General features: G+C 70.4%; 13 protein-coding genes. All 13 read right to left on the bottom strand.

Features of this window, described 5'->3' with window-relative positions; translation table 11 throughout:
* Positions 1-707: 707 nt before the first annotated feature.
* The 13 genes from ACY34M_RS36505 to ACY34M_RS36445 all read right to left on the bottom strand — a co-directional run bounded on the left by ACY34M_RS36505 (position 708) and on the right by ACY34M_RS36445 (position 16,001).
* Entirely contained in the window at positions 708-2,408 is a 1,701-nt protein-coding gene (locus ACY34M_RS36505) for a proline--tRNA ligase (protein WP_462722622.1), read from the bottom strand.
* Between the two features lie 71 nt (positions 2,409-2,479).
* Complete coding sequence (locus ACY34M_RS36500; RefSeq protein WP_462722623.1) at positions 2,480-3,046, bottom strand: GNAT family N-acetyltransferase; 567 nt, start codon at positions 3,044-3,046, stop codon at positions 2,480-2,482.
* A 99-nt stretch (positions 3,047-3,145) separates the two neighbouring features.
* The gene (locus tag ACY34M_RS36495) at positions 3,146-3,928 is read right to left on the bottom strand and encodes an ABC transporter ATP-binding protein (RefSeq protein ID WP_462722624.1); all 783 of its coding nucleotides are present in this window, start codon (positions 3,926-3,928) and stop codon (positions 3,146-3,148) included.
* Positions 3,925-4,785, bottom strand: coding sequence for an ATP-binding cassette domain-containing protein (locus ACY34M_RS36490; protein ID WP_462722625.1), 861 nt, complete (start codon positions 4,783-4,785; stop codon positions 3,925-3,927). Before ACY34M_RS36490 ends, ACY34M_RS36495 begins: the two co-directional genes overlap by 4 nt.
* The gene (locus tag ACY34M_RS36485) at positions 4,782-5,609 is read right to left on the bottom strand and encodes an ABC transporter permease (protein ID WP_462722626.1); all 828 of its coding nucleotides are present in this window, start codon (positions 5,607-5,609) and stop codon (positions 4,782-4,784) included. The genes ACY34M_RS36490 and ACY34M_RS36485 overlap by 4 nt, the downstream gene beginning before the upstream one ends.
* A complete protein-coding gene (locus ACY34M_RS36480; RefSeq protein WP_462722627.1) occupies positions 5,606-6,574 on the bottom strand; it encodes an ABC transporter permease in 969 nt (322 codons plus the stop codon). The genes ACY34M_RS36485 and ACY34M_RS36480 overlap by 4 nt, the downstream gene beginning before the upstream one ends.
* Before the next feature lie 10 nt (positions 6,575-6,584).
* Positions 6,585-8,102 carry an ABC transporter substrate-binding protein gene (locus ACY34M_RS36475; RefSeq protein WP_462722628.1) on the bottom strand — a complete coding sequence of 506 codons (1,518 nt, stop codon included), beginning with the start codon at positions 8,100-8,102 and terminating at the stop codon, positions 6,585-6,587.
* Positions 8,103-8,137: 35 nt separating this feature from the next.
* Positions 8,138-8,842, bottom strand: a complete 705-nt coding sequence (locus ACY34M_RS36470) for a DUF1684 domain-containing protein (protein ID WP_462722629.1) — start codon at positions 8,840-8,842, stop codon at positions 8,138-8,140.
* 116 nt (positions 8,843-8,958) lie between these two features.
* A complete protein-coding gene (locus tag ACY34M_RS36465) occupies positions 8,959-9,807 on the bottom strand; it encodes a GNAT family N-acetyltransferase (protein WP_462722630.1) in 849 nt (282 codons plus the stop codon).
* A gap of 261 nt (positions 9,808-10,068) precedes the next feature.
* On the bottom strand, positions 10,069-11,226 hold the full coding sequence (ispG, locus tag ACY34M_RS36460) for a flavodoxin-dependent (E)-4-hydroxy-3-methylbut-2-enyl-diphosphate synthase (RefSeq protein WP_462722631.1): 1,158 nt from the start codon (positions 11,224-11,226) through the stop codon (positions 10,069-10,071).
* Between the two features lie 173 nt (positions 11,227-11,399).
* On the bottom strand, positions 11,400-12,689 hold the full coding sequence (locus ACY34M_RS36455) for a M50 family metallopeptidase (RefSeq protein ID WP_462722737.1): 1,290 nt from the start codon (positions 12,687-12,689) through the stop codon (positions 11,400-11,402).
* An 8-nt stretch (positions 12,690-12,697) separates the two neighbouring features.
* On the bottom strand, positions 12,698-13,966 hold the full coding sequence (gene dxr / locus ACY34M_RS36450) for a 1-deoxy-D-xylulose-5-phosphate reductoisomerase (protein WP_462722632.1): 1,269 nt from the start codon (positions 13,964-13,966) through the stop codon (positions 12,698-12,700).
* An 85-nt stretch (positions 13,967-14,051) separates the two neighbouring features.
* Complete coding sequence (locus ACY34M_RS36445) at positions 14,052-16,001, bottom strand: acyl-CoA dehydrogenase family protein (RefSeq protein ID WP_462722633.1); 1,950 nt, start codon at positions 15,999-16,001, stop codon at positions 14,052-14,054.
* Between the last annotated feature and the right edge of the window lie 93 nt (positions 16,002-16,094).

The raw sequence follows: 16,094 nt of genomic DNA, 5'->3' as shown, positions 1-16,094 counted from the left end.
GCCACCTCGCCATGGACAATCCACCGCCCGGAGCGGCTCCCCACCCAGCCTGGGCCACCACCTCGCCTTAGGCGATCCGCCGCCGGAACGCCTCCCCACCCGGCCGGGAGGGTCCACCTCGCCTTGGGCAAACTGCCGCCCGGACAGCTCCCCACCCGAACCGGGAGGGTTCACCTCGCCTTGGGCAATCTGCCGCCTCGGGCGGCAGGGTGGGCAAGGCGGCGCCCGCTGCCGCGCAACGGGTACGGGAGGCGCCCGCCACGGCACCGGGGGGCCGGAGCCCCCGGAGGGGGCGGGAGGGTGGGAGATGGCGGAGGGAACTGGGGTGTGGTGCGGTGCCGTGGGTGGCGCATCGGCAGGCGCATCCCACGGACCAGCTAACGGGGCCGCGTCGGCACGGCCGGGGGTACCGGGCCGCGTCAGCCCGGCCGGCGGGGTTGGGGCGCGTCGGCGTGGCCAGGGGCGCCGGGACGCATCGGCACGGCCAGGGGCACCGGGGCGCGTCAGCCCAGCCGGGGCGGCAGGACGCATCGGCACGGCCAGGGGCGGCGGGACACGTCGGCGCGGCCAGGGGCACCGGGACGCGTCGGCACGGCCAGGGGCGCCGGGGTGCGTCGGCGCGGCCGGGGGTGGCGTTGCGACGTCGGGGGCGCGTGACCAGGTCCCGCGGGGCCCGGCCGCGCCGTGAGGCGTGGCCGGGGGGCCGGTTACGACGTGAGGCGGGAGATCGCTTCGGCGACCGTGAGTTCCTCGCGCTCGCCCGTGCGACGGTCCTTCAGTTCCACCACGCCGTCGGCGCTGCGGCGCCCCGCCACCAGGATCTTCGGGACACCGATCAGCTCGGAGTCGGTGAACTTCACGCCGGGCGAGATGCCGGGGCGGTCGTCCACCAACACCCGTACGCCCGCGGCCGCCAGCTTGTCGGAGACCTCCAGGGCCAGCTCGGTCTGGAGCGCCTTGCCCGCCGCCACCACGTGGACGTCGGCGGGGGCGATCTCCTCCGGCCAGATCAGGCCCTTGTCGTCCGCGTGCTGCTCGGCGAGCGCCGCGACGGCCCGCGAGACCCCGATGCCGTACGAGCCCATGGTGACCCGCACCGGCTTGCCGTTCTGGCCGAGGACGTCGAGCTGGAACGCGTCCGCGTACTTGCGGCCGAGCTGGAAGATGTGGCCGATCTCGATGGCGCGGTCCAGCTTGAGCCCGGTGCCGCACTTGGGGCACGGGTCGCCCTCCTGGACGACGACCACGTCGACGTACTCGGAGACCTCGAAGTCACGGCCCGCGACGACGTTCCTCGCGTGCACGCCGTCCTTGTTGGCACCGGTGATCCACGCCGTGCCGGGCGCGACCCGCGGGTCGGCGATGTACGTGACCTTCTCCAGGCCCTGCGGCCCGACGTAACCGCGGACCAGGTCGGCGCGGCCCTCGAAGTCCTCGGCCGTCACCAGCTCCACGGCGGCCGGGGCGAAGTGCGCCTCGACCTTGTCCATGTCGACCTCACGGTCACCGGGGACACCGACGGCGACGATCTCGCCGTCGACCTTCACGAGGAGGTTCTTGAGCGTCGCCGACGCCGGGACCTCCATGTACGCGGCGAGCGTCTCGATGGTCGGGGTGTCGGGGGTGGGGACCTCGACGAGCGCGGGCACGCCCTCCGCGTCGACCGCCTTCACGGCGAAGCCGACCGCCTCGGTGTTCGCCGCGTAGTCGCAGGCCGGGCAGTCCGCGAAGGTGTCCTCACCGGCCGCGGCGGGCGCCAGGAACTCCTCCGACTTCGAGCCGCCCATGGCGCCCGCGGTCGCGGCGCAGATCCGGTAGTCGAGGCCGAGGCGCTCGAAGATCCGCTGGTACGCGGCGCGGTGCAGCGCGTACGACTCGCCGAGGCCCTCGTCGGTCAGGTCGAAGGAGTACGAGTCCTTCATCTGGAACTCGCGGCCGCGCAGGATGCCGGCGCGGGGGCGGGCCTCGTCGCGGTACTTGGTCTGGATCTGGTAGAGGATCACCGGCAGGTCCTTGTAGGACGTGCACTGGTCCTTGACCAGCTGGGTGAAGATCTCTTCGTGGGTCGGGCCGAGCAGGTAGTCGCCGCCCTTGCGGTCCTTGAGGCGGAACAGCTCCGCGCCGTACTCCTCCCAGCGCCCGGTCGCCTCGTAGGGCTCCTTGGGCAGCAGGGCGGGCAGCAGGACCTCCTGGCCGCCGATGGCGTCCATCTCCTCGCGGATGACGCGCTCGACGTTCGTGTAGACCCGCCGGCCGAGCGGCAGCCAGGACCAGACACCGGCGGCGGTGCGGCGCACGAAACCGGCGCGGACCAGCAGCTTGTGGCTGAGGACTTCGGCGTCCGCCGGGTCGTCGCGCAGTGTCTTCACCATCAAGCGGGACATGCGCTGGACCTGGACCTTGGCCATGATTCTTGACTCCTGCGACGAAAGGTTGATGTCAGGAGGTTAGCCGGGCCGCGGGTGCGGCCGGAAATCGGTTACCCGAGCCTGCGCCTGAGCGGCAGTGGAGCGCCCATCACGGCGTACGGCCGCGGGGCGCTCGGGAACAGCACCTGGCGGGCCAGATCCTCGTAGCCGAGCGAGTGGTAGAGGCCGCGGGCCGGGCTGTCGAAGTCGATCGCGGAGAGGATCGAGCGGGGCTGGGCGGCGCCGTCGGTGATCGTGGTGATGAGGGTGCGGCCGATGCCGCGGTTCTGGTAGCCGGGGTGCACGTGCAACTCCGTGATCACGAAGGAGTCGTCCAGCCAGTGGTCGACGTCGCGGGCCCGCAGATACGGCTCGACGACGGTGGACCACCAGTGGGTGCGGTCGTTCGGCATCCCGTAGACGAAGCCGACGAGCCGGCCGGTGCAGGTCGTGGCGCCGAGGGAGCGGGCGCCGGGGTAGGTCATGTGCCGCAGCACGATCTGGTGGCGCACCGCGATCTCGTCGTCGCTGAGTCCGAACGCGTACGCCTGCACGGCGAGCGCCTCGTCGACACGGCTGGACAGGTCCAGGGGGCCGATGGTGATGGCGCGGTCGTCCGTGCGGTTCCGGTGCGGCATGCCGGGAGGGTACCCCGGTGGGCTGGTCGGCAGTACCGGGGCATCTCAAGCCCGCCGGCGAGTGAGGCGCGGAGCGCCGGGGCGCAACCCCGGTGCCGCTCAAGCCTCCGTCGGCAACCTCGGAACGCTCGCCAGCAAGCGCCGCGTGTACGCGTGGTCGGGAGCGCCCAGAACCGCGGACGTGGCACCCGCTTCGACCACCCGCCCCCGTTCCAGCACGGCAGTGCGCTCGCACAGCGCGGCCACCACCGACAGGTCGTGGGAGACCATCACGATCGTCAGGCCCGCCGTCTCCTTCAGCTCGGCGAGCAGGTCGACGACCTTGACGCGCGTCGTGACGTCGAGCGCGGAGACCGGTTCGTCGGCGAGGAGGACGCGCGGGTCGCACACGGTGGCGCGCGCGATGGCGATGCGCTGGCGCTGCCCGCCGGAGAACTCGTGCGGGTACCGCTCCCCCGCGTCGGCCGGGAGCCCCACCCGTTCGAGGGCGTGCGTGACCTTCCGGTCCGCCTCCTCCCCCGTCGCGACGCCGAGCGAGCGCAGCGGCTCGGCCACGATCCGCCGCACCCGCTGCCGCGGGTCCAGCGAGGCGTAGGGGTCCTGGAAGACGCACTGGACGCTGCGCCGGAACGCCTTCATCTGCGTACGGTCGCGCGGCCGCAGCTCGTCGCCGTCGAAGCGGACCGTCCCGGACGTGGGGCGGGCGAGCCCGAGCAGCATGCGCAGCAGCGTCGTCTTGCCGGCCCCGGACTCGCCGACCAGGGCGAGGCTCTGCCCGGTCTCCACCGCCACGGAGACCTCCGTGACGACGGGGGCGGCGGCGCCCCGGTACGCGTACGACACCCCGTCGAGTTCCAGTACGGGAAGCACAGGGGCGCTCATCGCCCACCTCCGAGGTCGAGCGCGGACTCCAACTGCCGCGCGCTGTCCACCAGCGCCTTCGTGTACGCCTCGCGCGGCGCCCGGACGACGTCCGCCACCGCGCCCGACTCGACCGCGCGCCCGTCCTTCATGACCAGGACGCGATCCGTCACCTTCGAGACGACCGCCAGGTCGTGGCTGACGAACAGCACGGCCATGCCGCGCTCGCGCACCAGTCCGTCGATCAGTTCCAGCATCTCGGCCTGCACGGTCACGTCCAGCGCCGTCGTCGGCTCGTCGGCGATGAGCAGGGCCGGGTCGCAGGCGAGCGCCATGGCGAGGGCCACGCGCTGGCGCTGGCCGCCGGAGATCTCGTGCGGGAAGGCGCGGGCGATGCGGGCCGGGTCCGGGAGGCGTACCTGTTCCAGGAGGTCCACCACGGCCGACCTGAGCTCCGGCCCCTTCAGCCGCCGCCGTGTGCGCAGGGGTTCGGCGATCTGCTTGCCGACCCGCATCAGCGGGTCGAGCGCCGTGAGCGGCTCCTGGAAGACGACGGCCGCGCTCCGGCCGCGTACGCCGACGAGGGTCTTCTCGCGCGCGCCGACGATCTGGGTGCCGTCCAGCTCGACGCTGCCCGTCACCGTCATGCCCGCGGGCAGCAGACCGAGCACCGCGAGCGTGGTCAGGGACTTGCCGGAGCCGGATTCGCCGATCAGGCCGAGGCGTTCGCCGCGCGCGATCTCGAAGCCGAGACCGGACACCAGCTCGCGCCCGGCTCCCGTACGGACCGCGAGTCCGTCCACGGAAAGCAAGGGTTCGCCGGAAAGCAGGGATTCGCTGGAAAGCAAGGGTTCGCTGGGAAGCAAGGGTTCACTCATGCCGCCGCCCTCTCCTTCCGCGCCGTCGGGTCGAGGACGTCCCGCAGCCCGTCCGCGATCAGGTTGACGCCGATCACCAGCAGCACGAGGAGGACGCCCGGCGCGAGCGCGCCGGCCGGCGCCGTCGTGAACGTCGCCTGCGCCTCCTGGAGCATCCGGCCCCACGAGGCGTTCGGCGGCGGTGCGCCGAGGCCGAGGTACGAAAGCCCCGCCTCCGCCAGGACGGCGAGGCCGAACTGGAGCGCCAGGTTCACCGCGAGCGTCGGCCAGATGTTGGGCAGGACGTGGCCCGCGACGATCCGGGGCCAGGTCGTGCCCGACGTACGGGACGCCGTGATGTAGTCCTGCGCGAGGACCCGCTTGACCAGGATCCGGGTCAGCCGGGCCACGACCGCGCTCTGCGCGAGGCCGATCGCGAGGATCGCCGAGCCGAGCGTCGCCGACCTCGCGGCGACGATCAGCATCGCGAGCAGCAGCGTCGGGAACGCGATGAGGATGTCGAGCAGCGCGGAGAGCGTGTCGTCGAACCAGCCCTGCGCGAACGCGGCGAGGAGTCCGAGCGTCACGCCGAGCAGCGCCGCCACGGCGACCGAGCCGAGCCCGGCCTGGAGCGCGATCCGCGAGCCCGTCATGAGCTGCGTGAACAGGTCGCGTCCGAGCTTGTCGGTGCCGAGCAGGTGCCCGCCGCCGGGTGCGGCGAGCCGGCCGCCGGACGTGTCGTCGCTGTCGTACGGCAGCCAGAACAGGGAGACGAGCGCGAGCAGCACGACGACTCCGGCGAAGACGCCGCCCGTCCACAGGGTGACCGATGATCTGCGCTTCATCGCACACCGCCTCCCGAGAGCCGCCCGCGAAGGCGCGGGTCCACGATCCGCTGCACGAGGTCCGCCACGAACCCGATGATCAGCACCCCGAACGTCGACACGAACAGCACGCCCTGGATCACCGGGTAGTCGTGCTGCGCGATCCCCGTCGCGAGCATGGAGCCGAGCCCCGGCAGCGCGAACACGGACTCGACGACGACCGCGCCGAGCAGGGTGGAGGCGAGTTCGATGCCGAGGATCGAGATGACCGGCACGGACGCGTTGCGCAGTCCGTGCCGCCACATCGCCCGGCCGAACGAGGAGCCGAGCGCCCGCGCCGTGCGCAGGTACTCGCTGTCGAGGACGTCGAGCGTCGCCGACCGTACGTAGCGGATGAGGGACGCCGACATCACGAGCGCCACCGTCACCACCGGCAGCACCAGTGACTGCACGGCGGGCCCCGGTGTGTCCCAGCCGTCCTGCGGGAAGCCGCCGGACGGCAGCCAGCCCGCGTTCAGCGCGAACACGGCGATGAGGATCATGCCGAGCCAGAACACCGGGACGGCGATGCCGAGTTGGGAGACGCCGCTGAGCAGCGCCCCGTACCAGGTGCGCCGCTTGTACGCGGCGACGAACCCGGCCGGGACCGCGATCAGCACGGCCAGTACGAAGGCGGACAGCGTCAGCGGCACCGTCACGTTCAGGCGCTGCGACACCTCCGGGCCGACCGGCAGCGACGACACGAAGGACGTGCCGAGGTCACCGCTCGCCAGCTGGCCGATCCAGTGCGTGAACTGCTCGGGCAGCGGCTTGTCGGAGCCGATGGAGTGCCGGGCCGCGGCGATCTGCTCCGGCGAGGCGCCCACCGAGGTGAGCGCGTTCGCCGGGTCGCCCGGCAGCATGCGAAGGAGCACGAACAGCACGACGGACGCGAGGACGAGGGAGACCAGCAGGAACACCAGCCTCCGCAGGAGATACCGGGTCATGTCTCCTGGCTCAGCTGCTCTTCTTGATGTCGTACGCGAAGAACTGCGAGTTGAGGCCGTTGAGCGGGTAGCCCGACAGCTTCGTGTTCGCGACGACGATCTGCGGATACAGGTAGAGCCAGTCGCTGGCCGCGTCCTCGGCGGTCTTGCGGTTGACCTTCTTAAGGAGGTCGGTCTGCTCGGCCGTGCTGGATGCCTGCTCGGCCTTCTCGACCCAGCCCTGGACCTGCTTGTCGTCGTAGCCCCAGTAGAAGTCGGGGTCGCCGTACCAGACGAGGTCGCGGTCGTTGACGTGCTCCTGGAGGGTCGCCGTGAAGTCGTGGTTCTTGTAGACCTTCGTGTACCACTCGTCGGGCGTGATCGTGTTGATCTTGACGGTGATGCCGACCTTGGCGAGCTGCGACTTGATGAAGGTCGCGGCGGTGGGGTGCGGGTCGTAGTTCGGGGTGTCGAGCGTGAAGCTGAACCCCTTCTCGTGACCCGCCTCCTTGAGCAGCTTCTTGGCCTTGGCGACGTCGTGCGCGTTGACGTCGGTCAGGTCCTCGTACCAGGGGTCGGTGGGCGGCACCATCGACCCGATCTCCTTGCCGTAGCCGCCCCAGACGGATTCGAGGAGCTTCTTGTCGTCGATGGCGGCGGAGACGGCCCGGCGGACCTTGACGTCCGTGAACGGCTTCGCCTTGTCGTTGAAGGCGAGGAGCAGCTTGGTGGTGGAGTTGCCGTCGTTGACCTTGTAGTTCTGGTTCGACTTGAACTGGTCGAGGGCGTCGGGCGACTGCTCGCTGGTGACGATGTCGACGGCGTTGGTCTGGAGCGCGTTGTTGAGGGCGGTCGCGTCCTTGTAGTAGTGGAAGACGGCCTGCTTGTTCTTGGCGGCGGTTCCCCAGTAGCCGGCGAACCGGTCGAGGCTGAGGGCGGACCCGCGGGTCCACTTCTTCAGCCGGTACGGGCCGGTGCCGTCCTCGGTCGTCTTCAGGTTCTTGGCGTCGGAGTTGATGATCCAGACGTAACTGAGGTTGTAGACGAAGGAGATCGACTTCTTCGACAGCGTGACCTTGACGGTCTTGGCGTCGGGGGTGGCGACGTCCTTCATGACCTCAAGGTTCGACTTCCGCGCGGACTGCGAGTCCTTCGCGATCACCTTTTCGAGGCTGTACTTGACGTCCTCGCTGGTCAGCTTCTTGCCGCTGTGGAACTTCACGCCGTCGCGGAGGGTGAAGGTGTAGGTGAGGCCGTCACCGCTGACCTTGTAGTCGTCGGCGAGGAGCTTCTCGACCTTGCCCTTGTCGGTCAGCTTGAACAGACCCTCGTAGACATTGCCGTTGAGGGCCTCGGTGACGCCCTGGCCACCGCCCGCGGTGTTGTCGAGGTTCTGCGGCTCGTAGAGGGAGCCGATGTCGACCGTGGCGTTCTTGTCGTACGCGCCGCTGCCGGACGCCAGGCCGGAACCGCCGCCGCAGGCCGCGAGCGTGACGGCGAGGGCGACGGCGAGCGTGCCGGCGGACAGGGATCTCTTGGGGAAGCGCATGAGGGGCCTTACGTGAAGGTGCGGGGAGGGAACGATCAGTGGGCGGCGAAGCCGTCGCGGAAGACCGGAAGCTTCTCGCCTGCCTCGACGGGCAGGTGGAGACGGTTCTGCCGCGGCGGCATCGGACAGTTGTACTGATCGGAGAAGCCGCACGGGGGCACGAAGGCCCGGTTGAAGTCGAGGCGCACGCGGCCCTCGCCGGTGTGCTCCACGAAGAGGAAGCGGCCCGCGCCGTAGGTGCGCTCGCCGTTGGTGGGGTCGCCGAAGACGAGGAGGAGGGTGCCGTCGTCGTCGAACGCGGAGAGCGTGTAGTCGGTGCCGTCGATCGTCAGGGCGATGTCACCGGGGACGACCTTCTCGCGCGTTCCGCCGTTGTCCCGCAGATGCTCGAACGAGACGGTCCGGGCACCCTCGACGGGCGTGTACGTGGCGTCGAGGACCCAGGACGGGTCGTACGCGAAGGTGTCGACGCTCTCGAAGCCCTGGATCGCCGGGGAGTTCGCGTCCCAGAAGCGCAGTCCGTGCTCGGGGGCGCCGGTGACCATGTCGGTGCGCTCGAGGGCCGTCACGGTGACGGTGCCGGGCTGTCCCGCGCGGGCGGCGTCGAGGTCGGGGGTCTCGCCGGCCGGGAGCCAGCGGGTCTCGACGAGAGCGAGGTTGCCGGTGGGGGCGGTGAGGGAGCGGTGCCGGTCGGCACGCCATTCCTGCCAGGCGGCTATGCCGGAACCGGGAGCAGACATCGTGAGGCACCTACAGTCAGTGAAACTTGAACCAAAGCAAAGCAGTACCTTTATGGTCCATAAGACTTACTAATGTCAATGCGCACGAAAGAGATGAGACGGGCAACACAGGGTGCTCAGAACAGCACGCTCATGAACGCCCCGACCTCCTCGAATCCCACGCGTCGGTACGCGGCGCGGGCCGGGGTGTTGAAGTCGTTGACGTAGAGGCTGACCACGGGCGCCACGTCGGCGAGGGCGTAGCGCAGGACCGCCGCCATGCCGGGCGCGGCGAGGCCCGTGCCCCGGTACTCGGGGGCCACCCACACGCCCTGGATCTGGCAGGCCTGATCGGTCGCGGCGCCGATCTCCGCCTTGAAGGCGACCTTGCCGTGCTCGTCGAGGCGGGCGAAGGAGCGGCCGGAACCGACCAGTTCGGCCACCCGTGCCTGGTAGAGCAGTCCGCCGTCGCCGGCCAGCGGGGAGACGCCGACCTCCTCGGTGAACATCGCCACGCACGCGGGCATGATCGTGTCCATCTCGTCCTTGCGGACGCGGCGGACGTACGGGTCGGGGGTGACGTCCGCGGGCATCCGGTCGGTCACCATCAGCGGCTGGTGGGCGCGGATCTCGCGGGCCGGGCCCCAGCCCGGTTCGAGCAGCTGCCACAGGCGGGCGGTGGGCTCCGCCGGGCCGACGATGGAGGAGCAGCGGCGTCCGGCCCTGCGGGCGCGGTCGGCGAAGCCGCGGATGGCGCGGTCCGTCGCGCAGATCGGGACGAGGTTGGCGCCCGCGTAGCAGAGGGACTCCAGCATCCCGTCCTCGTACCAGCCCCACATCTCGCCGCCGAGCCGCCACGGGTCGAGGCCCGCGATACGGACGCGGGCCGTGACGAAGGCATTGGCGACGGGCTCGCGGTCGAGTACGGCGAGCGCGGCGTCGAGGTCACTCGGTTCGAGAACCCGAGTGGTGGTCTGTGTCAACACGTGCGGAGGGGCCTCACCAGATGGGCTACTGATCTCCGCACTGTACCTGGCGCTCCGCGGGTGTGGCGGGTCGACGATTCGCCCCCTTCCGGGGGCGGCTCCGCATGGGGCGTGTGCGTGGTGCCATCGCGCCGGCGAGCTCCGGTCGCGTCGTGGGTTTGCGCAGTTCCCCGCGCCCCTGAAAGGCGCACTGGCGGACCGCACCCGCCGACGCAAAAGGCCCGCCCACCCGGAGGGTGCGCGGGCCTGGCGGCGACGGGGTCAGCCTGCGACGGACACCGACGGCTCACCGGACGGGATTCCGTCCTTCTCCATCTGCTCGGCGATCTTCATGGCCTCGTCGATCAGCGTCTCCACGATCTTCGACTCGGGCACCGTCTTGATGACCTCGCCCTTGACGAAGATCTGGCCCTTGCCGTTGCCGGACGCGACGCCGAGGTCGGCCTCGCGGGCCTCGCCCGGACCGTTCACGACGCAGCCCATGACGGCCACGCGCAGCGGCACCTCCATGCCGTCGAGGCCCGCCGTGACCTCCTCGGCCAGCTTGTAGACGTCGACCTGGGCGCGGCCGCAGGAGGGGCAGGAGACGATCTCCAGGCGGCGCGGCTTGAGGTTGAGGGACTCCAGGATCGCGTTGCCGACCTTGATCTCCTCGACCGGCGGGGCCGACAGGGAGACGCGGATCGTGTCGCCGATGCCCTCGGAGAGCAGCGCGCCGAAGGCGACGGCGGACTTGATCGTGCCCTGGAAGGCCGGGCCCGCCTCGGTGACGCCGAGGTGCAGCGGGTAGTCGCACTGCGCGGCGAGCTGCCGGTACGCGTTGACCATGACCACGGGGTCGTTGTGCTTCACCGAGATCTTGATGTCGCGGAAGCCGTGCTCCTCGAAGAGGCCCGCCTCCCACAGCGCCGACTCGGCGAGCGCCTCGGGCGTCGCCTTGCCGTACTTCTGGAGGAGCCGCTTGTCGAGGGAGCCCGCGTTCACGCCGATGCGGATCGGCGTGCCGTGGTCCTTCGCCGCCTGGGCGATCTCCTTGACCTTGTCGTCGAACTGCTTGATGTTGCCCGGGTTCACGCGGACCGCGGCGCAGCCGGCCTCGATGGCCGCGAAGACGTACTTCGGCTGGAAGTGGATGTCCGCGATCACCGGGATCTGCGACTTCCTGGCGATGACGGGCAGCGCGTCGGCGTCGTCCTGCGTGGGGCAGGCCACGCGGACGATCTGGCAGCCGGAGGCGGTCAGCTCGGCGATCTGCTGAAGCGTGGCGCCGATGTCCGACGTACGCGTCGTCGTCATCGACTGCACGGACACCGGGGCGTCCCCGCCCACCGCGACCGTGCCGACCTGGATCTGGCGGCTCTTGCGCCGCTCGGCGAGCTTGGTCGGTACGGACGGAATGCCGAGAGAAATCGCAGTCATCTGCTGTGCAACCCCAAGGATGTGGATCGAGTCCAGAGGCTTCCGAGATTACGTCACCGGCGCGTGCACCAGCACATCGCGCCCCCTCAATCCCCCATAAAGAGGGACTGCCCGGCCACCAGGGTGCCGGGCAGTTCCGAACGCCGTACGACCGGCCGGTGTACGGCTTCTGATCAGGAGATTTTCACCGGGTTCACCACGTCGGCGATCAGCACCAGGATGGTGAAACAGACGAAGACTCCGGCCACCACGTACGCCACCGGCATGAGCTTCGCCACGTCGAACGGGCCCGGGTCCGGGCGGCGGAACACCTTGGCCACATTGCGCCGCAGCGCCTCCCACAGCGCGCCCGCGATGTGCCCGCCGTCGAGCGGCAGCAGCGGCAGCATGTTGAACAGGAAGAGCGACAGGTTGAAGCCCGCGACCAGCATCAACGCCATCGCGAGCTGCTGCGTCGGCGGGATGTCGAGGGTGAAGATCTCGCCGCCGACCCGGGCCGCGCCGACCACGCCCATCGGCGAGTCCTGCTCGCGCGGGCCGTCGCCGAACGCCGCGTCCCACAGGGCGGGGATCTTCGCGGGCAGCGCGATGATGGAGTCCACCGCGTCGCCGACCCGGTCGGACATCCAGGTCACGGAGGAGCCGAAGTCCTGCCGTACGACGCCGGTGGCGGCGGTGAAGCCGAGGAATCCGGCGTTGACGTAGCCGTCGGTGATCTGACCGCTGGCGTCCTTCTTCGGCACCTGGTTCGTGGCGATCTTCGCGGTCAGCGTCTTCTGCTGTCCGTCGCGCTCGACGACGATCGGCACGGTGTCGCCCGCGCTCTTGCGGATCTCGTCCGAGAGCGCGTTCCACTCGTCCGTCGACACCCCGTTGAAGGACACGATCTTGTCCTTCGGCTGCAGTCCTGCCGCCTTCGCCGGGGACTGCGGGTCGGAGGCCTTGCAGCTGTCGCGGTTCTCACTGGCCTGGATGACGCAGGACGAGACCGAGGAGACGACGTTCGTCTGCTGGGTGACGCCGAAGCCCATCAGGACCGTGAAGAACAGGCCGATCGCGAGGATCAGGTTCATGAAGGGCCCGGCGAACATGACGATGACGCGCTTCCACGGCTTGCGCGTGTAGAAGAGCCGGGTCTCGTCGCCGGGCTGAAGCTCCTCGAAGGCCGCGGCGCGCGCGTCCTCCACCATGGAGCGGAACGGCGAGGTCGAGCGGGACTCGATCCGGCCGTCGGCGCCGGGCGGGAACATGCCGATCATGCGGATGTAGCCGCCGAGCGGGATGGCCTTGACGCCGTACTCGGTCTCGCCCTTCTTCCGCGAGAAGACGGTCGGGCCGAAGCCGACCATGTACTGGGGCACGCGGATGCCGAAGAGCTTCGCCGTCGACAGGTGGCCCAGCTCGTGCCAGGCGATGGAGAAGAGCAGGCCCACCGCGAAGATGACTACGCCGAGGATCATCATCAAGGTCGTCATGCACGAGCCTCCGCGGCTGCCTTGTCCGTTGCGGTCAGTTCACGGGCCCGGGCGCGCGCCCAGGTCTCCGCTTCGAGGACGTCCGCGACGGTGAGCGAAGTTCCCGTTCCGGGTGTGCCGTGTTCTTCCACGACCTTCGTCACGGTCTCCATGATCCCGTTGAACGGCAGGGCGCCCTTCAGGAAAGCGTCCACGCACTCCTCGTTGGCGGCATTGAACACCGCCGGGGCCGTGCCCGCGAGCTCCCCCACGTGCCGGGCGAGCCCCACCGCGGGGAAGGCCTCGTTGTCGAGCGGGAAGAACTCCCAGCTGGAGGCCTTCGACCAGTCGAAGGCGGGCGCCGCGTCGGGGATCCGCTCGGGCCAGCCGATGCCGACGGCGATGGGACCGCGCATGTCGGGCGGGGTGGCCTGGGCGAGCGTGGAGCCGTCGACGAACTCGACCATGGAGTGCACGTAGGACTGCGGGTGCACGACGACCTCGATGCGGTCGAACGGGATGTCGTACAGCAGGTGCGCCTCGATGACCTCGAGCCCCTTGTTGACGAGGGTCGAGGAGTTGATGGTGATGACCGGGCCCATCGCCCAGGTGGGGTGCGCGAGCGCGTCGTCGACGGTGACGTTCGCGAGGTCCGCCTTCGTACGTCCACGGAACGGGCCGCCGGAGGCGGTGACGACGAGCTTGCGGACGTCGGCGCGGGTGCCGCCGGCGAGGGCCTGGAAGAGCGCGGCGTGCTCGGAGTCGACCGGGATGATCTGGCCGGGCTCGGCGATGCCCTTCACCAGCGGGCCGCCGACGATCAGCGACTCCTTGTTGGCGAGGGCGAGGGTGCGGCCCGCTTCGAGGGCCGCGAGCGTCGGGGCCAGGCCGATGGAGCCGGTGATGCCGTTGAGGACGGTGTGGCAGTCGCCACGGCCCGCGATCTCGGTGGCGGCGTCGGGCCCGGCGAGGATCTCGGGCAGCCGCTCCCCCGCCCCGTACTGCGCGGCCAGCGCCTCGCGCAGCGCGGGCACGACGTCCTCGCGGGCCACGGCGACGGTGCGCACGCGCAGCCGGTGCGCCTGCTCGGCGAGCAGTTCGACGCGGCCGCCCGCGGCGCTGAGCGCGGTGACGCGGAACCGGTCCGGGTTGCGCAGCACGAGGTCGACGGCCTGCGTGCCGATGGAGCCCGTGGAGCCCAGGACGGCGACGTCACGAGGGGCGTCGGCCGGGGCCGGGTCGAAGACGAGGTGCGGGTCCGCGAGGGGGGATGGGCTGTCGCTCATCCCCCCATTCTTGCGTGAACCTCCTGTGCGTCCGACACGGGATGGCCACCTTGGCGGCTTCTGTGTCGTCCCGGGGCCGTCGTGTCTAGCGGATCGGACGGTGCACGTTCTCGCGTTTGCTGGGGCCCGGCGTCGCCTCGGCGATCCAGGGTCCGTCGCCGCTGGGGTCGACGACGCCCTGCTCCAGCCAGGTGTACGTGCCGCCGATGACGCCCTTGACGACCTTGCGGTCGAGGTCGTCGGTGTTGGTCCACAGGCGGTCGAAGAGTTCGTCGACGCGGATCCGGGACTGCCGGCAGAAGGCGTCGGCGAGCTGGTACGCCTCGCGGCCGTACGCCTCGGTGGAGCGCAGGAGTTCGGCGCGTACGCACGAGGCGCTCATGGCGAAGAGTTCGGCGCCGATGTCGACGATCCGGCCGAGGAAGCCCTGCTTCGTCTCCATGCGGCCCTGCCAGCGGGACATGGCGTAGAAGGTGGAGCGGGCGAGCTTGCGGGCGGAGCGCTCGACGTAGCGGAGGTGCGTGGAGAGGTCGGGGTGGCCGGAGGGGTGGAACTCCGCGTAGGTGCGCGGGAGTTGACCGGGGCCCGCCACCAGCTTGGGCAGCCACTTGGCGTAGAAGCCGCCCGCCTTGGCGCCCGCCTTCGCCTTGTCCGAAAGGGACTTGTCGGGGTCGATGAGGTCGCCGGCGACCGACAGGTGGGCGTCGACCGCCTCGCGTGCGATCAGCAGGTGCATGATCTCGGTCGAGCCCTCGAAGATGCGGTTGATGCGCAGGTCGCGCAGGATCTGTTCGGCGGGGACGGCCCGTTCGCCGCGGGCCGCGAGGGATTCGGCCGTCTCGAAACCGCGGCCGCCGCGGATCTGGACGAGTTCGTCGGCCATGAGGCAGGCCATCTCGGAGCCGTAGAGCTTGGCGAGGGCGGCCTCGATGCGAATGTCGTTGCGGTCCTCGTCGGCCATCTGCGAGGAGAGGTCGAGGACGGCCTCCAGGGCGAAGGAGGTCGCCGCGATGAAGGAGATCTTCGAGCCGACGGCCTCGTGGAACGCGACCTGCCTGCCCCACTGTTCGCGCTCCGCCGACCATTCGCGGGCGATCTTGAGGCACCACTTGCCCGCGCCGACGCACATCGCGGGCAGTGAGAGGCGGCCGGTGTTGAGGGTGGTGAGCGCGATCTTCAGGCCCGCGCCCTCGGGGCCGATCCGGTTGGCCGCGGGGACGCGGACCTGGTGGAAGCGGGTGACGCCGTTCTCGATACCGCGCAGGCCCATGAAGGCATTGCGGTTCTCCACGGTGATGCCCTCGGCGGCCGCCTCGACGACGAACGCGGTGATGCCGCCCTTGTGGCCCTCGGACTTCGGTACGCGGGCCATGACCACCAGGAGGTCGGCGACGACCCCGTTCGTCGTCCAGAGCTTCACGCCGTCGAGGACGTAGTCGTCGCCCTCGGGGACGGCGGTGGTGGCGAGCCGGGCCGGGTCGGAGCCGACGTCGGGCTCGGTGAGCAGGAAGGCGGAGATGTCGGTGCGGGCGCAGCGCGGCAGGAACGTGTCCTTCTGCTCCTGCGTGCCGAACTGCTTGAGCGGCTGCGGTACGCCGATGGACTGGTGCGCGGAGAGCAGCGCGCCGATGGCGGGCGAGGCCGAACCGACGAGGGCGAGCGACTTGTTGTAGTAGACCTGCGTGAGCCCGAGGCCGCCGTACTTCGTGTCGATCTTCATGCCGAGGGCGCCGAGCTCCTTGAGCCCGTTGATCGTCTCGTCGGGGATCCGCGACTCGCGCTCGATGCGGGCCGAGTCGATCTTCGTCTCGCAGAAGTCGCGGAGTTTGGCGAGGAATTGCTCGCCGCGCTGCGCGTCCTCGTCCGCGGGCATCGGGTGCGGGTGGATGAGGTCGAGCCTGAACCGGCCGAGGAACAGTTCCTTGGCGAAGCTGGGCTTGCGCCAGTCCTGTTCGCGGGCCGCCTCTGCGACCTGGCGGGCCTCCTGTTCGGAGACCTTCGCCCGGTGCTGTGGTGCGGGGGATGTTGCGGACATGAGGTTCACCTCGCCGCGCGTCGGGTCCACCGCCCGGCTCGTTACCGACCGGTGCTACTGGATCGTATGTACCGGATAACGGGCATCCCGACC

This window comes from Streptomyces sp. EDA2-14, assembly GCF_054963755.1.
Note: the sequence above shows the minus strand (reverse complement) of the source record. Positions and strands in the feature narration are given on the sequence as shown.